We start from the raw sequence: 20,971 nt of genomic DNA, 5'->3' as shown, positions 1-20,971 counted from the left end.
CCCTGTCCCAAGGATTTGCTTGGATAAAGGGGAACCATGAACGACCGCGATCTCAATCTTTGGCCTATCGGCAATTGTCAGGCGTCTGCGCTGGTGGACAAAGCCGGACGATTTATCTGGGCCTGCGTTCCGCGTGTTGACGGTGACCCGGTTTTTTCCGCTCTTCTGGACGATGCTGATTTCGAGGCGGCTGATGCGCGCGGCTTCTGGGCCATTGAACTGGAAGGCTGTGTTTCGGTCGAGCAGTCCTATGTCCGCAATACGCCCATCCTGCTGACGCGTCAGACCGACGCTGCCGGGAACGCCATAGAAACCTACGATTTTAGCCCGCGGTACAAGCATCAGGGCCGCATGTACCGCCCCGTGGCGTTCGCACGCGTCGTTCGGCCCGTCGCAGGATCTCCACGGATACGTGTGCGGCTGCGTCCCACAACCGCTTGGAACAGCGAAGTTGTGCCAATGAACTATGGGTCGAACCATATTCGCATGGTGCTGTCCTATATGGCGATGCGGCTTACGACGGATGCGCCCATCGGCCTGATTTCCCAGGAAAGCTGGTTCCGTCTGGAAAGCGACGCCCATTTCTTTCTGGGGCCGGACGAGAGTTTTTCCGATGCCTTGCGTCCCGCCGTACAGCGGATGATGGACGATACTATCATGGAATGGCGGATGTGGGTGCGCGGTCTCGCGATCCCGCCCGAGTGGCAGGAAGCCGTTATCCGATCGGCCATCACGCTCAAGCTTTGCCAGCATGAGGAGACCGGCGCGATTGTCGCGGCACTGACCACATCCATTCCCGAACATGCCGATAGCGGGCGGAATTGGGATTATCGCTATTGCTGGGTGCGTGACGCTTATTATACCGTCGAAGCGCTCAACCGGCTTGGTGCGCTTGACGTGCTTGAAAGCTATCTGGCGTATCTCCGAAACATCGTGGATGGCGCGAAGGGTGGGCATATTCAGCCGCTCTATGACGTGCGCGGTAACGCCCGGCTCGACGAGTGGGAAGCGGAATCGCTGCCCGGCTATCGCGGTATGGGGCCAGTGCGTGTCGGCAATGCCGCCTATTCGCAGGTTCAGCACGACGCTTATGGGCAGATCGTCCTCTCCTCCGTTCAGGGGTTCATCGACCATCGGCTGCTGCGAATGGCTGGCCCGGCCGATTTCGAGGCCTTGGAGGCGGTTGGGGAACGTGCGTGGGCGGTGCACGACAAGCCCGACGCGGGTCTGTGGGAACTGCGCAACCGCACCCATGTCCACAGCTATAGTGCGGTCATGTGCTGGGCCGCCTGCGACCGGCTTGCCCATGCAGCCGAGGCGCTGGGGCTGGAAGCGCGGGTCAATCATTGGGCGGAACGCGCCGCCAACATGAAGCGCGATATCCTGAAAGCGGCATGGCGACCGGAAAGCGATTCGCTTTCCGCCAATTTTGAGGACGATGCGCGCGATGCATCGTTACTCCAGTTGCTCGATTTGCGGTTCCTGTCTGCCGACGATCCACGTTTCATTGGGACACTCAATGCACTAGAGGCAGATTTGCGTCGTGGGTCGAACATGCTCAGGTACAGCACCGCCGATGATTTCGGCGAGCCGGTAACAGCGTTCAACGTCTGCACATTTTGGCTGATCGAGGCGTTGTTCCGTACCGGGCGGCGCGAAGAAGCAAGGACATTGTTCGAGGAAATGCTGGCGCGGTGCACGCCGGCTGGACTGCTTTCCGAGGATATCGATCCCGAAAGCGGCGAGTTGTGGGGCAACTATCCGCAAACCTATTCACTGGTCGGCATTATCAACTGTGCCGTTCTTCTAAGTAAACCCTGGAGTGAATGCAGATGAGCCGCCTGATAGTAATTTCCAACCGCGTCAGTCGCCCCAGCAAGGGCGGCGAGCAAGGCGGTCTGGCGGTTGCCTTGGCTGCAGCCCTGCGCCAGAGTCGCGGCATATGGGTCGGCTGGTCCGGGGAAACGACGGACAAGTTCACCGGCCAGATTGCGTTCAACGAGGACGATGGCGTCAAGACGGCAACCATCGACTTGGAAGAACAAGACGTCGACGAATATTACAACGGCTATGCGAACAAAACGCTGTGGCCCCTGTTTCACTTCCGCATCGACATCGCCGAATATGCGCGCGATTTCGAAGGCGGCTATAATCGTGTGAATCAGCGCTTTGCCGATACCGCCAGTCCCTTGATTGAGCCCGACGATGTCGTGTGGGTACATGATTATCACATGATCCCGCTGGGTCAGATGCTGCGGAAAAAGGGCCTGAAGAACCGCATTGGCTTCTTCCTGCACATCCCCTGGCCGCCCACGCGCCTGCTGGTCTCCCTCCCCCATCATACCAAGCTGGTCGAAGCGCTGTTCGCGTATGACGTGGTGGGTTTTCATACCGAAGAGTGGCTCGAATCCTTCCGCCATTATGTCGAAAAGGAAATGGGCGGCACGGTCAACGGCGATTTCGTGACCATGGGTGGCCGGACGATACAGGCCATCGCCTGCCCGATCGGTATCGATGCGCCTGAATTTATTGAAGCGAGCCGTGGCGAAGCGGCAGCGGAAATGCAGGAGGAAGTGCGCAAATCGCTGCAGGACCGGGCGATGATCGTCGGAGTCGATCGGCTGGATTATAGTAAGGGGCTGGAGGAACGATTCACTGGCTATGCGCGCTTCCTGAAAGACAATCCCGATTATAGCCGTAAGGTGGTGCTGGTACAGATCGCACCGCCATCGCGCGGTGACGTCGAAAGCTACCAGGAGATACGCGCCACTTTGGATTCGCTGGCGGGGCGTATCAACGGGGAATATAGCGACGTTGACTGGACCCCGATCCGATATGTGAATCAGGGCTATCCGCGTGACAAACTGGCTGGCATTTATCGAGCCGCGCGTATCGGGTTAGTGACCCCGCTGCGTGACGGGATGAACCTGGTCGCGAAGGAATATGTGGCTGCGCAGGATCCAGAAGATCCCGGCGTACTGATCCTGTCGCGCTTTGCCGGGGCGGCGGCGCAATTGAAGGACGCGCTTCTCATCAACCCCTATTCCCCTGAGGATATGTCTGATGCCATTGGAAAGGCGTTACGGATGCCTTTGCAAGAACGTCAGCGCCGGTGGCGGTCCATGATGACATGCGTCGAGGAACAGGACGTCTCATGGTGGCGCGCGACCTTCGCCCTCCGGCTGGAAGATGCCGGAAAAATCAAAGAGCCCGCCACAGTCGACTAACCCCGACAAACATGCGGAGCGCTTATTTTACAGGCTCTCCGTATGTCTTCGCCAGATAGGTAGAGATGATGTCTGCATCCGCAGGCTCGATGGGCGCTCCGTAGACTGCGACCATCTTGTGCACTTCATCTTTCCAGAATTGTGCGCCTTTGCCACGCGGTTGCGTGCGGATATAGTCGAGCGAGTGACAGGCCGCGCAATTTGCCACGGTCACATCCGATCCCTCTCCCTCAGGCAGGGTGAAATCCTCCGTGCCTTCGGGCAGTGTATAAGTGACCACCTTGGCCGGTGCGGCGACCGCAAATATTATCGCGGCAACCGGGAGGCAAAGCACCATCATCGACCGCCTCATGACACGCGCACTTTGACGGTTTCGACGACGTTGCGCAGATAGCCTGCCGGATTCCATGACGGCTCCATCGGTTGGGTTTCGCCGCTTCGGGCGGTGGCACGGGCCATCAATACGTGATCGCCGCTGGCCAGATCCAGCGAGGACGTCCACGGGCGGAAGGAATATTTGCCAAGGTCTTCCCCGAGTGTCGCTTCTCTCCAGTGAGCGCCCCCGTCAGTGGACAATTCCACTTTTGCGATACCGCTGCCGCCATCGAACGCGATGCCCGAAACGGCAACCCCCTTCCCACGCGCGATCCTGGTGCCGTCGACATGGCTGGTGATGAAGGAGCGGATCGCAAATTTGCCGATCGGTCGCGTACTCGTGGGTTTCGTGCCTACCGGGACGCACTGGCAATCATTGTCGGGCACGCGATAGGCTGTCTTCATCCAATAGCCGTCAAAGGGCTTATCCAGCACCGTAATCTCATTCAAATGTTTGACCCAGTAGGTTCCGAAATAACCCGGCACCACGAGCCGCAGGGGGAAGCCATTGAGGAACGGCAGATCCTGCCCGTTCATGGCCCAGGCAAGCATTACTTCGCCATCGGCGGCATGATCGACCGCCAACGCCTTTACGAAATCCGCTATGTCCGGCGCAGGGGGATTATCGAGGCCGTTGAACGTCACCTGTTGCGCGCCCGCCTTCAAACCCGCGCGTTCCAGCACCGTTTTCAGTGGAACGCCGGTCCAGCGGGCGTTGCCCATCGCACCATGGGCAAGTTGACCGCCAGCAACGCGCGGCTCGAAAAAGCCGCGGCCGTTGCCCGAACATTGGTTCACGGCAACGATCTCGGTCGGCTTGAACATCCGCTTGAGTTCCGGCAGCGACAGGGACAGCGGCCTGTCCACATGCCCGCCAACGTTCAATCGGTAACTGTCCATGTCGATCGAGAGTGGAATATCGGACATATGATAGCGCACGAAAAATGCATCGTTGGGCGTCAGCACGCCTTCTCCAAACACGCTGAACGGCGTTTCGAGTTGCGGCGGACGCGCGGTAAGGCCGATCATCGGCCGCTTGCCCGGAAAGCGAACCATTGGACGCTCGCCATTGGCGAACGGCAAGGTAATCGTTTCCGCCCCGGCCTTCCCGGCAAGCATAATCGATGCCCCCATGCCCATAAGCAGCTGCCGTCGTTCCAACATGATGACCCTTGTCTTTGTTTTGATGCGTGATGCACCTCTAGCGGCTCCGGTCGAAGCTGCGCAACTGCAATGCAGTTTAGCATATGCCGCGACATAATTTATCCATGCGATGGATAGAAATTCAGCGTGCTACGTTTGACTGGTTTACCACAGCATGAATGGGGGAGATCAGCGTGACCGAAAGAACCGGAAACGTATCGCGCAGGGCTGTGCTGGGTGGCAGTGCGGCTATTTGTGCTACACCTGCCTTTGCTGCTCAAACCGGCAATCGCCAATCAGTCGAGACCCGAATGACTATGACTCCCACCACGCTCAAGGTGAACGGCAAAGACGTCCGAATGACGCTCGACCCACGCACCACATTGCTCGACGCGCTGCGCGAGCATCTCCACCTGACCGGAACCAAAAAGGGTTGCGATCACGGACAATGCGGCGCCTGCACCGTGATCGTGGAAGGTCGGCGTATCAATAGCTGCCTGACGTTAGCGCTCATGCACGATGGCGATGAGATCGCCACCATCGAAGGACTGGGTTCCGCCGATAAAATGCACCCGATGCAGCAGGCGTTCGTCACGCATGACGGATACCAGTGCGGATATTGTACGCCCGGGCAAATTTGTTCTGCCGTCGCAGTGCTCGAAGAAATCGAGGCGGGAATTCCCAGCCATGTGACTGAAGATTTGAACAAGGTGGCTTATTCAGACGCGGAAGTTCGTGAACGGATGAGTGGAAATATCTGCCGTTGTGCCGCCTACCCCAACATCATCGCCGCGATCCGGGACGTGGCCGAGGGAGATAAGGCATGAAGGCCTTTACCTACGAACGTGCAGCCAGTCCCGCCAAGGCGGCAGAGGCGGCCGTGGCGAATCCAGGCGCGAAATTCATCGCGGGCGGCACCAACCTGCTCGACCTGATGAAGCTGCAGATCGAGACGCCCACGCATCTGATCGACGTCAACCGGTTGGGTCTGGATGAGATAGCTGCGACCAGAGACGGTGGCCTGCGCATTGGGGCTTTGGTCCGTAACACCGACCTGGCTGCGCACAAGGCGGTGCGCCGCGACTATGGCGTGTTGAGCCGTGCGCTGTTGTCCGGTGCCTCGGGGCAGTTGCGCAACAAGGCCACGACCGCAGGTAACCTGCTTCAGCGTACCCGCTGCCCTTATTTTTACGACACGACCAAGCCGTGTAACAAGCGCAAGCCGGGAACGGGCTGTGCCGCGTTGAACGGGTTCAACCGCAACATGGCGATAATGGGCACGAGCGCTGACTGCATCGCGACGCATCCTTCGGACATGGCGGTGGCTATGCGGTTACTGGATGCGACCGTAGAGACGATAACGTCCGATGGCACCAAGCGTGCGATACCGATGGCGGATTTTCATCGCCTGCCGGGCAATACGCCGGACATCGAAACAGCACTGGCACCGGGTGAGTTCATCACCTCCGTTGTTCTGCCTAAGCCTCTGGGCGGCACGCATATCTATCGCAAGGTTCGGGACCGTACTTCCTATGCCTTTGCCGTTCTGTCCGTTGCCGCGGTATTCGACAAGCAAGGTGAAACACGCTTTGCCTTTGGCGGTTTGGCGCACAAGCCGTGGCGCGTCGAGGCCGCCGATGCCTTGGGATCGCGCGGCGCAGCCGCCGTGGCGGAAGCCGCCTTGGCTGGTGCAAAGACGACTGAGCAAAACGCCTTTAAGATCGACCTGACGCAGCGCACGCTCGCGGCGGTCTTCGCCCAGAAGGAGGCTTAGGCCATGAAATTCGATCAACCCGCCACGCTCAATCCCATCGACCGTGCGCGCGTCGTCGGCAAACCCGTCGACCGTATCGACGGTCCTCTGAAGGTCGCCGGCGCGGCGCCCTATGCTTACGAGCGACATGATGTAGCGCCCAACCCTGCCTATGGCTGGATGATCGGCTCGGCCATCGCCAAAGGCACGATCAACAGCATCGACACGACTGAAGCCGAAGCAGCTCCAGGCGTTCTTGCTGTCCTTACGCACGCCAATGCAGGTGCATTGGGCAAGGGGAACATGAACACCGCGCGCCTGCTGGGCGGACCGGACATTCAACATTACGATCAAGCTGTCGCACTGGTCGTTGCCGAGACTTTCGAACAAGCCCGCGATGCTGCCAAGCTGGTGCGTGTGGACTATACGCAAGGTCAGGGTAAATTTGACCTGCTGGTGGGTGTGAAGACAGCGCAGCCGCCCAAAAGCGTGCAAGGCAGCCCCGCAGATACATCTGTCGGGGATTTCGACGGAGCTTTCAAAAGTGCCGCCGTCAAAGTCGATCAGACCTATACTACCCCCGATCAGAGCCACGCGATGATGGAGCCTCATGCCACGACTGCTGCATGGGCAGGCGACAAGCTGACAGTGTGGACATCGAACCAGATGGTGACATGGGCGGTCAAGGAAATGGCCAAAACGCTAAAGATTGCGCCTGAAAATGTGCAGGTCGTCTCCCCCTATATTGGCGGCGGCTTTGGATCGAAACTGTTCCTGCGCGCAGATGCCCTTCTCGCGGCATTAGGTGCGCGGGCGGTCGGCAGGCCGGTCAAGGTGGCGTTGGCGCGACCGCAAATTCCAAACAACACCACCCATCGCCCCGCTACGATCCAGCGCTTGCGGATCGGCGCCACGAAGGATGGCGTCATTCAGGCGATCGGCCATGACGTATGGGCCGGCGACCTTCCCGGAGGCGACGTGGAGAGCGCCGGGCTGCAAACGCGCCTGCTTTATGCGGGAAAGAATCGCAAAACGACCCACCGTCTGGCTGAATTGGATTTGCCGGAAGGCAATGCCATGCGTGCGCCCGGCGAGGCGGTCGGCCTGCTGGCGCTGGAAGTCGCGATGGACGAACTGGCGGAAGCCTGCGGCGTCGATCCTGTCGAACTGCGCATCAAGAACGATATTCAATATGATCCGGAGGCTGGCCCGAAGCGGCCTTTCTCCAGCCGCAAACTCATTGAATGTCTCCAGCAGGGCGCTGAGCGGTTCGGCTGGTCAAAGCGCAACCCCAAACCCGGGCAGGTGCGCGAGGGCGATTTCCTTATCGGCATGGGCGTCGCAGCGGCGTTCCGCAACAACATGGCCATGCCGTCCGGCGCGCGTGTCGCGATCGATGGCAAAGGCCGGATCACTGTGTCGACGGACATGACGGATATCGGCACCGGCACCTACACGATCATCGCGCAGACCGCCGCCGAATTGCTGGGCGTGAATGTCAGTGACGTGACCGTGAAGCTTGGCGACAGCAGCTTCCCGGCATCGGCAGGCTCCGGCGGCCAATGGGGCGCCAACAGTTCAACGGCGGGCGTTTACGCGACCTGTATGACGTTGCGCGGCATGCTGGCCCAAAAGGCCGGCTTCAATGCCGAAGACGCGCTCTTTGAAGACGGCATGATCAAAGCGGCAGGTAAGGCCATCCCATTGCGCGACGCTGTCGGTCGCGAGGGCATCAGCGTGGACGACAAGATCGAGTTCGGGGATCTTACCGAGCGCTATGCTCAGGCGACTTTCGGCGCACATTTCTGCGAAGTGGCCGTTGATCGCTTTACCGGCGAAGTTCACGTGCGACGGATGGGCGGCGCATTCGCTGCCGGGCGCATACTCAACCCCAAAACCGCGCGCAGTCAGGTGATCGGCGCCATGACGATGGGCGTCGGCGCAGCGTTGATGGAGGAACTGGTCGTCGACAAGCGCTTTGGCTATTTCGTCAATCACGACATGGCCGAGTATCATGTCCCCGTGCACGCCGACATACCCGAGCAGGACGTGCTGTTCCTCGACGAACTGGACGACAAATCCTCCCCCATGAAAGCCAAGGGCGTGGGAGAGTTGGGCATATGCGGCGCTGGGGCGGCTGTTGCGAACGCAATTTATAACGCAACGGGTGTCCGCCTGCGCGACTATCCCATGACACTCGACAAGGTCATTGGCGGCCTGGCCAAGGCGTAACTCAACCTAGCCGCGCAATCAGCGATTGCGCGGCAGCAGGCGCACGTATCTTCGCCCCACTGATGACATAGACGAATGCATCGCCGGTCTTCGCCCATCCCCTCGCCCGCTCCGCCCAGCCATCCAGCGCGTCGGGTGCATATCCTGCAGGCTCGTCTTCAACAGACTGCATCAGGCGGGCGTAAGTAAAGTCCGCTGTATCTGCCTCGATCAGCGGATATTCGTCATGATCGGCGCGCACGATGGCAGCCCCCGCTGCCTTTGCCAGAGCTATAAAAGCCGGATCGCGATAACTCTCGTGGCGTACTTCCAGAGCATGCCGCAAACGCACACCGTCCACGGATTTCGGCAAAAGGTCGAGAAACGCCGCCATATCTTCGGCGTCAAACACCTTGGTTGGAGCAAATTGCCAAAGGACCGGGCCAAGCTTGTCCCCTAACTCCGCAAGCCCTTGTTTCACGAATTTATCGACGGACTCCCCCGCTTCGCCAAGTATCTTCCTGTTCGTGCAGTAGCGTGACGCCTTGACCGCATAGGCGAACCCCTCAGGCGCGGCCTTGGCCCACTCGGCAAAACTTTTCGGGCTCTGCAAACGGTAATAGGTGCCGTTGATCTCTATACTGGTCAGGTGCGATGCAGCATAATTCAGTTCATCCTTCTGCCGCAGACCTTCGGGATAAAAGGTGCCCCGCCACGGCTCGAACGTCCAGCCACCGATACCGACCCGGATAATGCCCATTTAGCTCTCCATCATTCGCTCATCTATTAGCGCAAAGCCGATGCGGCCAACAGCGGGAAGAGCGTTGGCACCTCCGCCGAAACATAGGAAACGCGCAACCACGCGGGTATAGCTCAATGGCAGAGCAGACGCTTCCCAAGCTCCCCTCTCCGCCGGGGATCGTCCGAACCTTACGCAAGCTGCCACTATATTACTCGTAAAGCCATATCCGATAAGGACGTCGCAGTTATAGCCGTGCCACGTCAGCTTGTGATTTGATCCTGGGAAATAAGCCTCATATTCCGTTGCCACTAAGGCTTCTGATTTCGCTCCGTGCCTTACGTCGGCAATAGAACACTCACAACGAAACCGCCGCTTGTCCGATTGGCAAAGGTAACATTTCCGCCTTGCGCAGCAACCAGCGCGCGAACGATCGCGAGACCCAGTCCCGCCCCTCCGTTAGAGCGATCTCGTGAAGGGTCGATCCGACCAAAGGGCTCACCGAGTTTCTCCAGCATTGCCGCAGGCACGCCTGGTCCGTCATCTTCCACTCTCAACAACCAGCAGACATCCGCTGCGCGCAGAGAAAGACGAGCGCTGCTGCCGTGATACAGAGCATTGTCGACAAGATTTCCGAGAATGCGCCGGAGGGCAAGCGAATCGACGATAACCCATGCCGCGTCATCCGGAAGCGAAAGCGCGACTACCTGGCCCATTTCCTCGCGGAGCGCCACGAACCGCTGCAGTTCGTCGACCAGATCCAGTCGATGGTTGCGATTGAGCGCTGGAGTAGCCGATTGTGCCAAAAGCAGTGTATCGTCGAGCAGCATCGCCATCTCATCGAGATCCCGCACCGCCCGCTCCAGTTGTTCGGGATCGCCAATAAACTCGGCCCGCAGCCGGAACCGGGTGATATAAGTGCGCATGTCGTGCGCGATTGCGGCCAGGATGCGCGTCCGTTCGGCGATCAGCTCAGCAATCCGTGCTTTCATTTCGTTATAGGCACTAGCCAGATCACGTATTTCGCGCGAACCGGAAATTTGCAGGTCAGGCGTGTCGGGTCGCCCTGCAAAATGCCGAATATCTTCCGCCAGCCGCACGATTGGGCGCGTCGTCGCGCGTACTGCCAGCGTCAGGGCAATCAACGCGACGACACCGCCCAGCCCCAGCATGAACGCACGCTGCCGCAGCAAGCTTCGCACCGGAGGCGACGGGCGGCTTTCGATTGCCAGCGCACCGCCATACCCCAACTTTACGTGCAATGTTAACGGCTTGCCAAGCCAGCCCGGCCAGGGATTGAGCCGTGTGATCGCTGGAAAGCGCGGCTCGCGGCCGGTCATGGCGATTGCATGCGTGGGCAATGTCGCGCGATAGGGTGCGACCATCGCCGATTGTCGCGCACCGGTTGGCATGCGCGGTTCAAGTTCTACATGATACAACGCCCCATCGAACGCGCTGACGATGAACGGTCTGCGCTCCGGCAGAGTCGTATCGATCGCCTCCACCATCGCGCGAACCTGAGCGGGTGCCGGCAGGTTCGCGCTCCGTCGGTCAGGGTTGCTTTGCGTTCCGCCAGCAACCGCAAAAACGGCGATCTGCAAAGCGACGAAGCTGATAACCAGAATCAGGGTAATACGGAAGGAAAGCGTGCCGTGATGCATCGCGCCTACTCGCGATCGACGCTGGCAGCCAGGCAATAGCCGCCGCCGCGTACCGTCTTGAGAATTGGAGCACCATTCGGATGCAGCGCCAGTTTGCGTCGCAGCTTGCCGACCTGGACGTCGATGGCGCGGTCGAAAGGTTGCGCATCGCGACCGCGCGTCCAGTCGAGCAACTGGTCGCGCGATAGCACGCGACGCGGATGGCGAACGAAAGCCACCAACAGATCGAATTCGCCACCGGTGAGTTCCACCTCGACCGCGTCGGGGTCGAGCAGCGTGCGCGTGGAAAGATCGATCGCGAAGCCGGCAAAGCGCCATCGCTCGGCCAGTTGCGCGGGCGGCACCTGATGCTTGTCACGCGTGCGGCGCAGGATCGCGCGCACCCGCGCCACCAGTTCGCGGGGGTTGAACGGCTTGGGCAGATAATCGTCGGCGCCAATCTCCAGCCCGACGATCCGGTCGACATCGTCGCCGCGCGCCGTCACCATCAGGACCGGCACCTCGCCCTCTGCCCGCAGTCGGCGGCAGATCGACAGTCCGTCCTCGCCAGGCAGCATGAGATCGAGCACTGCCAGATCGATGCGCCTGCGCGCCCGCAGTCGGTCGAACGCCTCACCGTTCGTGCAAAGCTCCGTATCGAACCCCTCTCGCTGGAGCAATCCGGCAACGAGCGGCCCGATCTCCGGATCATCCTCTACGATGGCGATGACGGTATTGCTGTTCATGAATGGCATCATGCACCGCCAGGAGCGCGCGGAAAAGCATGACGCGCGGGCGATTACATTTCTTCACACTCGCTCACTCGCCGCTCGCATCCGGCTTACGTCCGTCGGTCAGATTGCACGGCATCGGACAGTTTCCGTTCGACGCAGAAAAGAGGAGCAGAATATGAAAACGAAAATGATGACCGCTATCGCCGTCGGCGCCGTGCTCGCAGCAACTATCTCCGCGGTTCCGGCCGAAGCGCAGCGCCGTCATGGTGGCTCGGTCTCGGTCCAGGGGTCGGGCGGGCGTGGTGGAATAGCTTCGCGCAGCACGACCGGCACGGTCGGCAACGGTACGGTGACACGCGGCGTTCAGACGAACGCTGGCTATGGTTCCACCACAACGCGCGCCAGCAGCACGTCGAACGGAACTTACAACGGCAGCACCACCCATACGCTGAACAACGGCAAGACCTTCGGCCGCTCGACCACCGCCACGAACAATGGCGACGGCACTGGCAGCTATTCATCGACGGTTACCGGCCCCAATGGCCAGTCCGGCACCGTGTCGGGTACTGTGAGCACCAGCCCCGAGAACTGAGCGCACGCCGACACGCGGCCCGGTCGTTTACCCGCCCCCCAAGCGACCGGGCCATTTCCTCTCAGGAAGTTGCACATGAATAACCGCTTTTATGTCTTTGCCGCGTTCCCCTTGTCTATCATGGCCGCTACGATGGCGATGGCGCAGGACATAACGTCCGCTGACGTTAATCGCGACGGCAGGATCACTCGCGCCGAGTTCGCATCTGCGCGGCTCGCCAATTTCAACCGCCTCGACCGCAATGGCGACGGCGTCGTCAGTCAGGCTGACATCGGCCGGATCGCCCGCGTCCGCCCACGCGCCGGACAGGCACTGCAACAGCTCATCGCGGCTGCGGACGCCAATCACAACGGCCAGGTGACGCGGGACGAAATGGCAAAGGCGCCAATACCCGTATTCGATCGTGCCGATATCAACCATGATGGCGTTATCGACCGCAACGAGATGGCTGGCTTCCGTACCACGCTCGCGCAGATGAGAGGGCAGTGAGATGGACACGCTCCTCGCCAAATCGCCTTTGTGGTTGGCTGTAGTCTTGGCGCTCGTGCTTGTCGAACTGACCTGGCGCGTTCGCGGGGGGCGTGGCTATGACAAGGGCACAGCGCTGACGACGCTCGGCCTTATCGCAGGCAATGTGCCTGCGGCGGCACTCAACGCCATCGTGCTGGGCGGACTCTTCTCCGCTACCTGGGCCATCGCGCCGGTCCATCTACCGCTCGATAACTGGAAAACCTGGGCGGCGGGTTTCATCGCTGTCGAGTTTGCCTATTACGGCTTTCATCGCGCCAGCCACCGCGTCCGCTGGCTATGGGCGAGTCACGCCGTACATCATTCCGCCGAGCAAATGACCCTCCTGTCTTCGTTGCGGCTTGGCTGGACGAACCTCCTCTCCGCAGGCTGGGTCTTTTACGTTCCACTGATTCTGATTGGCTTCGATCCGAAGCTGGTGGTGCTGCTGCTCGCATTCAACCTGCGCTATCAGTTCTTCCTCCATACCGAGGCGAAGATTTCGCTCGCACCGCTCGAATGGCTGCTCAATTCACCGTCGCATCACAGGGTCCATCATGGACGCAACGAGGCGTACCTCGATCGCAATTATGGCGGCGTTCTGATTGTGTTCGACCGGCTGTTCGGAACCTTCCGTGCGGAGCGGTCGGACGAACCAGTCGAGTTTGGGCTCAAGGGCCGCGCACCAGAGGCCAATCCGCTTCGGCTGGTGTGGCGCGAATGGTCCGACGTCTTTGCCACAATGCGAACGGCCGGCAGTGTGTGCAGCGCAGTACGCGTGGCTTTGTCTCCGCCCGGCGAGGAATCGCCTCCCCGCCCCCTCTGGCTATCGTCAACTAAAGCACGACGAGGCGCTGAAGACTCGCCTACAAGGCGCGCCAGATAGCCCAGCACAAGACGTCGGCCTTTTGCTTCAATTCACCAACGTCGGTTGCTATCGGAAACCTATGTTCAAGGGTCCACACGGGAATGACGGGTTTGTCCCACGACCCCACGTTTACTTCCCGCAGCTGTCGACCAACTCTCCTCATTCCCCGACCAGCGCGTGAACGGCCGATCCTGACAGAATTTGCTATTGCCGTTCCATCGAGTCGTCGAAAAATAGAGCTAATCGCCGTCGGCGCCACCTATCTGCTGCGTAAAGCTTAACCCGCCGGATACGGGGTTGCCATGCTCTGGTTATAATCGACGCTGATTGCCCGGCCGATCGCTGGAAAGGCGCGCTGGGGACATGCAGGGCGCTCGCATATCTTGCAACCGGCGCCGATCGGCGTTGCCGCCATATGGTCGGTCAGGTCCAGCCCCTTGGAATAGATGAGCCGTCCTGCATGCCGGATGTCGCAGCCCAGGCCGACGGCGAAGGTCTTGCCAATCTCGCCGAAGCCCGGGTTACTGCGTCCCACGGTTCGCGCGATCCACAAATAGGTGCGGCCATCGGGCATTTGCGCCACCTGCGTTAGCACCCGTCCGGGCTGGGCGAATGCTTCGTAGACATTCCACAACGGGCAAGAGCCGCCGACGCGCGAAAAGTGGAAATCGGTCGCCGACTGCCGCTTGGAAATATTGCCTGCCCGATCAACCCGAATGAAGAAGAAGGGCACGCCCCGCGCTTCGGGGCGCTGTAACGTCGAAAGGCGATGACAGATCGTCTCGAAACCCACGCCAAATCGACGGCTGAGCCGTTCAATATCATAGGCTTCCGCTTCGGCCGCCGCGAGAAATGGACGGTAGGGAAGGATTAGCGCACCCGCGAAATAATTGGCGAGGCCGACCCGTGCCAGCTTACGTGCCTCTTCTCCTGACAGGGCCCGGTCATCAACCAGATGATCGATCTCCGGCTCCAGTTCGAGAAAGGCCAGCTGGGTTGCCATCTGGAACGCCTGCTGCCCTTGTCTGAGGCTCGCTGATATATGGAGAATGCAGCTCTGTGCATCGAAGCGTCGTTGGACCCGATGATCCTCGTCAAAGGCGACAGAAATGCCATGCTGCTGCCGCAGCCAGGCGGCAAGACCGGCATGCACCGTGCGCGGGGTCAGGTTTGCGCTGTGATACAGTTGCTCGGCCGCTTCATCGAGCAGGGCGACATGATTATGCTGAGTGTAGAAGAAATCGCGCACTTGCTCGAAGGGCATGCGCGGCGGACCACCTGCGATCCAGTCGTCACCCAATTGCGCGGCCATCGCCTGATTGCTTTCCAGCGAGTCGCGATATCGCCGGTGGAGCGACACCAAAGTTCGCCCGACGGCGGGCATGCCTGTGGCAATTTCGCGAATTTCAGCCAGCGACACTGTCTCCTGTACATCCTCTGAGAAGAGTTCGCGCAGTTCCGTAATCAGTCGCCCTTCTTCATCCTCGGAAAACAGCTGAACATCTACACCAAATGCGGCGTTGAGCTTGAGCAGTACCGGAACGGTAAGCGGGCGCTGATTCTGTTCGAGCTGGTTGAGATAGCTGGGCGAGATGCCAAGTGCGTTGGCGAGTTCGACTTGCTTGAGGCTCCGCTCCTCGCGCAGGCGGCGAAGCCGCATCCCCATATAGGCCTTTCGCATACCACATCTCTTTCTTCGCAACATTTGCAAACTTGCAGGATGACCTTCGCAAAACTCAGCATTTTCAGTCATTCTCTTCTGCTAACCATTTGCGGATATTGCGGTCATGTTGTCAAACACTCATGATCCTGGTCGGGCCATCCTCGATCGCCTCGCCGATGCGGCAGCGATTAAGGCTGGCGATCTATTGGGGCGCGATCTCACCCTGAGCCGCTGCGAAATCTTGGAAATTCGGGCGGTCGACCCCGGGTGCGAGGGACAGGTCGAGACCTGGTTCGGCCGGACCGTCTCCGGGCAGACGGAAGTCATCGCCTTCCTGATCCTGGATCATGCTGTGCGTGGACAGCGCATGGCGGCGCATGGCCGCTTCACATTCACGATCCTCCCACCATCGCAAAGAGATTTATGCCCATGAAACTTCACGACGTTCGCACCTACAAGTCTGTCGAACCGCTGGCGCGGGAAGATCAACTGGCATGGAAACTGGCGGCGGTGGCTACCGACCTGGTGCCCGTCGATGCCGATGTGATCGATATGCTCGGCAACCGGATCATTGACAACGCCTCGGTCGCCGCAGCTTCGATCGCGCGCGGACCGATCCGCTCGGCACGCGCACAGGCGCTTGGACACTGTTCCGATAAGGGCGCACCGCTATTTGGTATTGCACCGGACGTGAAGGTCAGCCCGGAATGGGCGGCCTGGGCCAATGGCGTAGCAGTGCGAGAGCTTGATTTCCACGACACCTTCCTCTCGGCGGAGTATAGCCATCCGGGCGATAATATTCCGCCAATTCTCGCTGTCGCACAGGCCAAGGGCCTTGATGGCGCGGCGCTGGTGCGCGGACTTGCCGCCGGCTATGAGATCCAGGTCGATCTGGTGAAGGGCATCTGCCTGCACGAACACAAGATCGACCATATCGCCCATCTGGGTCCAAGTGCCGCTGGCGGCATCGGCGCGCTGCTCGGCCTGTCGACCGACATTACCTTTCAGGCGATCCAGCAGGCGCTGCACACCACCACCACCACCCGCCAGTCGCGCAAGGGCGAGATTTCGACCTGGAAGGCCTATGCTCCAGCCTTTGCCAGCAAGATGGCGATCGAGGCAGTCGATCGCGCGATGCGCGGCGAAGGTGCGCCGTCCCCCGCATATGAAGGGGAAGATGGCTTCATCGCCTGGCTGCTCTCTGGTCCGAACCATATCTATCAGGTGCCGCTGCCTGCGCCGGGCGAGCCGAAGCGTGCGATCCTCGACACCTATACCAAGGAATATTCGGCGGAATATCAAAGCCAGGCGCTGATAGACTTGGCCAAGCGGATGAGCCCGAAGGTCGGCGACCTGTCGCAGATCGAAAGCATCCTGATCAGGACCAGCCACCACACGCATTATGTGATCGGCACCGGCGCCAACGATCCGCAGAAGATGGATCCCAAGGCAAGCCGTGAAACCCTCGATCACTCGATCATGTATATCTTCGCCGTCGCGCTGGAGGATGGCGGTTGGCACCATGAAAAGAGCTATGCGCCAGAACGTACCCAGCGTCCGGGCACGGTAGACCTCTGGCACAAGATCACCACCGAGGAGGACCCCGCCTGGACCGCGCGTTACCACGCCACGGGCTCAGGCAAGGCCTTCGGTGGAAAGGTCATCATCACGCTGAAGAATGGCAAGTCGATCATCGATGAACTGGGCGTTGCAGATGCCCATCCAAACGGCGCACGACCGTTCGCACGGCCCAATTATGTCGAGAAGTTCCGCACACTGGCCGATGGCATCGTCGCGACGACTGAGCAGGATCGCTTCCTCGCTCTGATTGATCGGCTGCCGACCCTGACCGGCGCGGAAGTCACCCAGCTCAATTTCATCGTGTCCTCCGCTCAACTCGGACCCGACGCGCCCGCAGGCATCTTCTGATGGAAAGGCAAGTCATGGACATTCCCTTCAAGCCCAAGAAGTCGGTGGCTCTCTCAGGCGTCACCGCTGGCAATACCGCGCTCTGCACAGTCGGCAAAACCGGCAATGATCTGCATTATCGGGGCTATGACATTCTCGATCTCGCTGAGACTAGCGAGTTCGAGGAGATCGCCCACCTGCTCGTCCACGGGGAACTGCCCTCCCAGGTCCAGCTTGCGTCCTATAAGGAGAAGCTCAAGGGCCTGCGCGGCCTGCCACAGTCGGTGAAGGAAACGCTGGAGGCTATTCCGGCTGCGGCGCATCCCATGGACGTGATGCGCTCGGGCGTTTCGGCGCTCGGCTGCGTACTGCCTGAGACCCATGATCACAACCTACCAGATGCGCGCGACGTTGCCGATCGGCTGATGGCATCTCTAGGTTCGATCCTGCTTTACTGGTATCACTTCGCCCATCACGGTCGTCGGATCGAAGTCGAGACCGATGATGACAGCATAGGCGGGCATTTCCTGCATCTCCTGCACGGTAAAATGCCGTCGCCAAGCTTTGTGCGGGCCATGCACACATCGCTCATTCTCTATGCCGAGCATGAGTTCAACGCCTCGACTTTCACCGCGCGAGTGATCGCCGGCACCGGGTCTGACATGTATTCGAGCATTGCTGGCGCCATTGGCGCGCTGCGTGGCCCGAAGCACGGCGGCGCCAATGAAGTCGCGTTCGAGATACAAAAACGTTACGCTACTCCCGCCGATGCCGAAGCCGATATTCGGCGCCGTGTCGACGCCAAGGAAGTGGTCATCGGCTTCGGGCATCCCGTTTATACGGTATCCGATCCCCGCAACGTCGTCATCAAGCGTGTGGCCAAGGCGCTGGCGGACGAGGCAGGCGCGCAACGGCAATATGCCGTCGCCGAGCGCATTGAGCAGGTGATGTGGGACGCGAAAGCCATGTTTCCCAATCTCGATTGGTTTAGCGCCGTGTCCTACAACCTGATGGGCGTGCCGACGGCGATGTTCACCCCATTGTTCGTCATTGCCCGCACCTCCGGGTGGGCGGCGCATGTCATCGAGCAGCGGCAGGACAACAAGATTATTCGCCCGTCGGCCCATTATACTGGCCCCGAAAATCTCGCCTTCGTGCCGCTGGCGCAGCGCACTGAAGCAGCGGCTGTTTAAGGAGACACATATTGCCCTATCTTGTCGCAGACGAATTGCCTGTTCAAAGCGCAGGCGCCCGTTTCAGGGCACTGCTCGACCGACCGAACATACTCCAACTTCCCGGCGCGCATAATGGCCATGCCGCGCTGCAGGCCAAGGCAGCCGGGTTCAACGGACTTTATCTCTCCGGCGCAGCGATGACCGCCAGCATGGGATTGCCTGACCTGGGTATCATCACCGTAGATGAAGTCGCCTTCTTCATCCGTCAGATCGCTCGCGCGTCCGGCCTGCCGCTGTTGGTCGATGGCGATACCGGCTATGGTGAGGCGCTGAACGTCATGCATATGGTCCGCACCTTCGAGGAGGCGGGCGCTGGCGCCGTCCATCTGGAAGATCAGATATTGCCCAAGAAATGCGGACATCTGAACGGCAAGAAGCTGGCCGACGCCCACGACATGGCGACCAAGGTGGCTGCCGCGAAGAAGGCAAGCCGCGATATCGTCATCATCGCGCGGACCGATGCCGCTGGTGTGGAAGGGTTCGACGCCGCAGTGTCCCGTGCAAAACTCTATGTCGAAGCCGGCGCGGACGCCATCTTCCCAGAGGCACTGGTTACCCGCGGAATGTTCACTGCCTTCGCTCAGGCCATGCCGGGGGTAAAGCTGCTCGCCAACATGACCGAGTTCGGCAAGACGCCCTTCTTCACCGCCCAGGAGTTCGAGGCGATGGGATACCGAATGGTGATCTGGCCGGTATCTTCGCTCCGCGTCGCCAACAAGGCGCAAGCCAAGCTGTATGCCGCCATCAAAGAGGACGGTGGCACCCACAATATGGTGGGGGAGATGCAGACCCGCGCCGAACTTTACGACACCATCGGTCTGCACGATTATGAGTCATTGGACGCCTCTATCGTGCAGACGGTCCTGCCGGTTGTGACCGTCGAGGGCTGATGGATTTCCGGCCCTCTAGGCCAAAATGCGGGGCATGGCGATTGGGGAATTGCGATGCCTCATCGCCTTGCAGGGTATATAAAGATATCTTTATATACCTCTTGACGCTCGTGGAAAACTCTTGTTTAAACAGGCTGTCGAGGTTCTCCACAGCAGGCATGATGTGGAGCTAAGACGGGAAGCCGGTGACGTTCTCCGTGAACGGAATCCGGCGCTGCCCCCGCAACTGTAAGCGGTGAGCTGCGGTTCCATTTTGTGTCACTGAGCCTTCGCAAGAGGCTCGGGAAGGCCGGGACCGACGCATTGACCCGTGAGCCAGGAGACCTGCCTCCGACGCGATAATGTTCCTCGGACGGGGGTTCCTCCGGTGGATCGCGCCTGATGCTAGGCCGGGGCTTGAGTGCCTTCGGGCTTGTCCGTCTTGTGCGTTTCCTTCGGTCCTCTCGCCCGGCAAACCTAGGTGATCGGTCGATGGCTACGCATTCCTCCTTTGAGTTCTCCATCAATCACATTGATTTCGATGAGAATTATCGGCCCGCGGACAATACCCGCATCACGACGAACTTCGCCAATCTGGCACGGGGCGATAGTCGCCGTGAGAATTTGCGCAACACCCTGCGGATGATCGACAATCGCTTCAACGCTCTCGCGCGTTGGGATAATCCCAAGGGGGATCGGTACACTGTCGAACTCAAAATAATTTCAGTCGAGATGCGTATCGATGCCGCAGGGAATAACGACGTGTTCCCGCTGATTGAAATCCTTAAGACGGCTATTTTCGACAGAAAGACCGACCAACGCATTGACGGTATCGTCGGCAATAATTTCTCGTCTTATGTTCGCGACTATGACTTCAGCGTTCTGCTGTCGGAGCATATGAAGAAACACCCGAATTCCGGCGCTCCGGAAGGCTTTGGTGACCTGCATGGCAACCTGTTCAAGCACTTTTTGAATTCGGGTGCCTATAGGGAAAACTTCAACAAACCGCCCGTCATCTGCCTGAGCGTATCGAGCAGCAAGACCTACCGGCGGACTGCAAATGAGCACCCGGTCCTGGGTTTCGAATATCATAATGATGACGTTTCGGCGACCGACGAGTATTTTGCCAAAATGGGCATGAAGGTCCGCTATTTCATGCCGCCCAATAGCGTCGCTCCATTTGCCTTTTACCATCTTGGCGATTTGCTCGGCGATTATACGAGCCTTGAACTGGTCAGCACCATCAGCGTGATGGAGACTTTTCAGAAAATCTATCGACCCGAAATATACAATGCCAATTCGGCGGCAGCAGAGCTGTATCAGCCAAGCCTCAAATATCAGGACTATTCCCTCACTCGCATCGTCTACGACCGCGAAGAACGCAGCCGGCTGGCTGTCGAACAGGGCAAGTTTGCTGAAGAGCGTTTCATCAAGCCATATCGGGCCGTGCTGGAGCAATGGTCTGCCAGTCACGCGCGCTGATCCATCAGAAAATAAGGCCGTTTCT

At 59.6% G+C, this 20,971-nt stretch carries 19 protein-coding genes and 1 riboswitch; of the genes, 13 read left to right on the top strand and 6 right to left on the bottom strand.

Translation table 11 applies throughout. The annotated features are described in order from the left end of the window. Nucleotides 1–36 precede the first annotated feature (36 nt). Nucleotides 37–1,836 (top strand): glycoside hydrolase family 15 protein, encoded by a 1,800-nt coding sequence (locus LQ220_RS09740; protein WP_230188093.1) that lies wholly within the window; start codon nucleotides 37–39, stop codon nucleotides 1,834–1,836. Further along, nucleotides 1,833–3,227, top strand: coding sequence for an alpha,alpha-trehalose-phosphate synthase (UDP-forming) (gene otsA / locus LQ220_RS09735; protein ID WP_230188092.1), 1,395 nt, complete (start codon nucleotides 1,833–1,835; stop codon nucleotides 3,225–3,227). The genes LQ220_RS09740 and otsA overlap by 4 nt, the downstream gene beginning before the upstream one ends. 22 nt (nucleotides 3,228–3,249) lie before the next feature. Here the strand turns inward: otsA and LQ220_RS09730 are convergent, their stop codons facing one another. After that, the gene (locus LQ220_RS09730; RefSeq protein ID WP_230188091.1) at nucleotides 3,250–3,567 is read right to left on the bottom strand and encodes a cytochrome C; all 318 of its coding nucleotides are present in this window, start codon (nucleotides 3,565–3,567) and stop codon (nucleotides 3,250–3,252) included. Between the two features lie 8 nt (nucleotides 3,568–3,575). Beyond that, the gene (locus LQ220_RS09725) at nucleotides 3,576–4,721 is read right to left on the bottom strand and encodes a molybdopterin-dependent oxidoreductase (protein WP_230188090.1); all 1,146 of its coding nucleotides are present in this window, start codon (nucleotides 4,719–4,721) and stop codon (nucleotides 3,576–3,578) included. A 218-nt stretch (nucleotides 4,722–4,939) separates the two neighbouring features. On the opposite strand from LQ220_RS09725, the gene paoA reads away from it, so the two are divergent. The 3 genes from paoA to paoC are packed head-to-tail and all read left to right on the top strand — an operon-like array spanning nucleotide 4,940 to nucleotide 8,730. Beyond that, complete coding sequence (paoA, locus tag LQ220_RS09720; RefSeq protein WP_230188089.1) at nucleotides 4,940–5,572, top strand: aldehyde dehydrogenase iron-sulfur subunit PaoA; 633 nt, start codon at nucleotides 4,940–4,942, stop codon at nucleotides 5,570–5,572. After that, a complete protein-coding gene (locus LQ220_RS09715) occupies nucleotides 5,569–6,519 on the top strand; it encodes a xanthine dehydrogenase family protein subunit M (RefSeq protein WP_230188088.1) in 951 nt (316 codons plus the stop codon). Before paoA ends, LQ220_RS09715 begins: the two co-directional genes overlap by 4 nt. 3 nt (nucleotides 6,520–6,522) lie before the next feature. Further along, complete coding sequence (gene paoC, locus LQ220_RS09710; RefSeq protein ID WP_230188087.1) at nucleotides 6,523–8,730, top strand: aldehyde oxidoreductase molybdenum-binding subunit PaoC; 2,208 nt, start codon at nucleotides 6,523–6,525, stop codon at nucleotides 8,728–8,730. A 1-nt stretch (nucleotide 8,731) separates the two neighbouring features. Here the strand turns inward: paoC and LQ220_RS09705 are convergent, their stop codons facing one another. From LQ220_RS09705 to LQ220_RS09695, 3 genes are all read right to left on the bottom strand, one after another. Then, complete coding sequence (locus LQ220_RS09705) at nucleotides 8,732–9,469, bottom strand: DUF72 domain-containing protein (protein WP_230188086.1); 738 nt, start codon at nucleotides 9,467–9,469, stop codon at nucleotides 8,732–8,734. Nucleotides 9,470–9,786: 317 nt separating this feature from the next. After that, nucleotides 9,787–11,109, bottom strand: coding sequence for an ATP-binding protein (locus LQ220_RS09700; RefSeq protein WP_230188085.1), 1,323 nt, complete (start codon nucleotides 11,107–11,109; stop codon nucleotides 9,787–9,789). A gap of 5 nt (nucleotides 11,110–11,114) precedes the next feature. Next, nucleotides 11,115–11,834, bottom strand: a complete 720-nt coding sequence (locus LQ220_RS09695; RefSeq protein WP_230188084.1) for a response regulator — start codon at nucleotides 11,832–11,834, stop codon at nucleotides 11,115–11,117. Nucleotides 11,835–11,997: 163 nt separating this feature from the next. Here LQ220_RS09695 and LQ220_RS09690 point away from each other — a divergent pair, with 163 nt between their 5' ends. The 3 genes from LQ220_RS09690 (at nucleotide 11,998) to LQ220_RS09680 (ending at nucleotide 13,807) form a co-directional block, all read left to right on the top strand. Next, nucleotides 11,998–12,414 carry a hypothetical protein gene (locus LQ220_RS09690; protein ID WP_230188083.1) on the top strand — a complete coding sequence of 139 codons (417 nt, stop codon included), beginning with the start codon at nucleotides 11,998–12,000 and terminating at the stop codon, nucleotides 12,412–12,414. Nucleotides 12,415–12,489: 75 nt separating this feature from the next. Continuing rightward, the gene (locus LQ220_RS09685; RefSeq protein WP_230188082.1) at nucleotides 12,490–12,903 is read left to right on the top strand and encodes an EF-hand domain-containing protein; all 414 of its coding nucleotides are present in this window, start codon (nucleotides 12,490–12,492) and stop codon (nucleotides 12,901–12,903) included. Between the two features lies 1 nt (nucleotide 12,904). Then, a complete protein-coding gene (locus LQ220_RS09680; RefSeq protein ID WP_230188081.1) occupies nucleotides 12,905–13,807 on the top strand; it encodes a sterol desaturase family protein in 903 nt (300 codons plus the stop codon). A gap of 259 nt (nucleotides 13,808–14,066) precedes the next feature. Here the strand turns inward: LQ220_RS09680 and LQ220_RS09675 are convergent, their stop codons facing one another. Beyond that, nucleotides 14,067–15,470 carry a short-chain fatty acyl-CoA regulator family protein gene (locus tag LQ220_RS09675; RefSeq protein WP_230188080.1) on the bottom strand — a complete coding sequence of 468 codons (1,404 nt, stop codon included), beginning with the start codon at nucleotides 15,468–15,470 and terminating at the stop codon, nucleotides 14,067–14,069. A gap of 106 nt (nucleotides 15,471–15,576) precedes the next feature. On the opposite strand from LQ220_RS09675, the gene LQ220_RS09670 reads away from it, so the two are divergent. The 5 genes from LQ220_RS09670 (at nucleotide 15,577) to LQ220_RS09650 (ending at nucleotide 20,946) form a co-directional block, all read left to right on the top strand. Continuing rightward, nucleotides 15,577–15,885: a hypothetical protein gene (locus tag LQ220_RS09670; protein WP_230188079.1), complete on the top strand. Its 309-nt coding sequence runs from the start codon at nucleotides 15,577–15,579 to the stop codon at nucleotides 15,883–15,885. Next, a complete protein-coding gene (locus tag LQ220_RS09665) occupies nucleotides 15,882–17,381 on the top strand; it encodes an MmgE/PrpD family protein (protein WP_230188078.1) in 1,500 nt (499 codons plus the stop codon). The genes LQ220_RS09670 and LQ220_RS09665 overlap by 4 nt, the downstream gene beginning before the upstream one ends. Nucleotides 17,382–17,395: 14 nt before the next feature. Next, complete coding sequence (gene prpC / locus LQ220_RS09660) at nucleotides 17,396–18,553, top strand: 2-methylcitrate synthase (protein ID WP_354957521.1); 1,158 nt, start codon at nucleotides 17,396–17,398, stop codon at nucleotides 18,551–18,553. Nucleotides 18,554–18,564: 11 nt separating this feature from the next. After that, the gene (gene prpB / locus LQ220_RS09655; RefSeq protein WP_230188076.1) at nucleotides 18,565–19,485 is read left to right on the top strand and encodes a methylisocitrate lyase; all 921 of its coding nucleotides are present in this window, start codon (nucleotides 18,565–18,567) and stop codon (nucleotides 19,483–19,485) included. 123 nt (nucleotides 19,486–19,608) lie between these two features. Then, nucleotides 19,609–19,832, top strand: a riboswitch (cobalamin riboswitch). Between the two features lie 124 nt (nucleotides 19,833–19,956). Continuing rightward, the gene (locus LQ220_RS09650) at nucleotides 19,957–20,946 is read left to right on the top strand and encodes a DUF1852 domain-containing protein (protein ID WP_230188075.1); all 990 of its coding nucleotides are present in this window, start codon (nucleotides 19,957–19,959) and stop codon (nucleotides 20,944–20,946) included. The last annotated feature ends 25 nt before the right edge of the window (nucleotides 20,947–20,971 follow it).

Source organism: Sphingobium sp. CECT 9361, from assembly GCF_918741285.1.
In the GTDB taxonomy this organism is placed as follows: Bacteria; Pseudomonadota; Alphaproteobacteria; order Sphingomonadales; family Sphingomonadaceae; genus Sphingobium.
This window is presented reverse-complemented; position numbering and strand designations above follow the sequence as displayed.

Bases quoted from the DNA above. Each gene is read 5' to 3' on its own strand.
- LQ220_RS09740 (WP_230188093.1), top strand. From the start codon at position 37: ATGAACGACCGCGATCTCAATCTTTGGCCTATCGGCAATTGTCAGGCG.
- otsA (WP_230188092.1), top strand. From the start codon at position 1,833: ATGAGCCGCCTGATAGTAATTTCCAACCGCGTCAGTCGCCCCAGCAAG.
- LQ220_RS09730 (WP_230188091.1), bottom strand. From the start codon at position 3,567: ATGATGGTGCTTTGCCTCCCGGTTGCCGCGATAATATTTGCGGTCGCC.
- LQ220_RS09725 (WP_230188090.1), bottom strand. From the start codon at position 4,721: ATGCTTGCCGGGAAGGCCGGGGCGGAAACGATTACCTTGCCGTTCGCC.
- LQ220_RS09715 (WP_230188088.1), top strand. From the start codon at position 5,569: ATGAAGGCCTTTACCTACGAACGTGCAGCCAGTCCCGCCAAGGCGGCA.
- paoC (WP_230188087.1), top strand. From the start codon at position 6,523: ATGAAATTCGATCAACCCGCCACGCTCAATCCCATCGACCGTGCGCGC.
- LQ220_RS09705 (WP_230188086.1), bottom strand. From the start codon at position 9,469: ATGGGCATTATCCGGGTCGGTATCGGTGGCTGGACGTTCGAGCCGTGG.
- LQ220_RS09700 (WP_230188085.1), bottom strand. From the start codon at position 11,109: ATGCATCACGGCACGCTTTCCTTCCGTATTACCCTGATTCTGGTTATC.
- LQ220_RS09695 (WP_230188084.1), bottom strand. From the start codon at position 11,834: ATGAACAGCAATACCGTCATCGCCATCGTAGAGGATGATCCGGAGATC.
- LQ220_RS09690 (WP_230188083.1), top strand. From the start codon at position 11,998: ATGAAAACGAAAATGATGACCGCTATCGCCGTCGGCGCCGTGCTCGCA.
- LQ220_RS09685 (WP_230188082.1), top strand. From the start codon at position 12,490: ATGAATAACCGCTTTTATGTCTTTGCCGCGTTCCCCTTGTCTATCATG.
- LQ220_RS09680 (WP_230188081.1), top strand. From the start codon at position 12,905: ATGGACACGCTCCTCGCCAAATCGCCTTTGTGGTTGGCTGTAGTCTTG.
- LQ220_RS09675 (WP_230188080.1), bottom strand. From the start codon at position 15,470: ATGCGAAAGGCCTATATGGGGATGCGGCTTCGCCGCCTGCGCGAGGAG.
- LQ220_RS09670 (WP_230188079.1), top strand. From the start codon at position 15,577: ATGTTGTCAAACACTCATGATCCTGGTCGGGCCATCCTCGATCGCCTC.
- LQ220_RS09665 (WP_230188078.1), top strand. From the start codon at position 15,882: ATGAAACTTCACGACGTTCGCACCTACAAGTCTGTCGAACCGCTGGCG.
- prpC (WP_354957521.1), top strand. From the start codon at position 17,396: ATGGACATTCCCTTCAAGCCCAAGAAGTCGGTGGCTCTCTCAGGCGTC.
- LQ220_RS09650 (WP_230188075.1), top strand. From the start codon at position 19,957: ATGGCTACGCATTCCTCCTTTGAGTTCTCCATCAATCACATTGATTTC.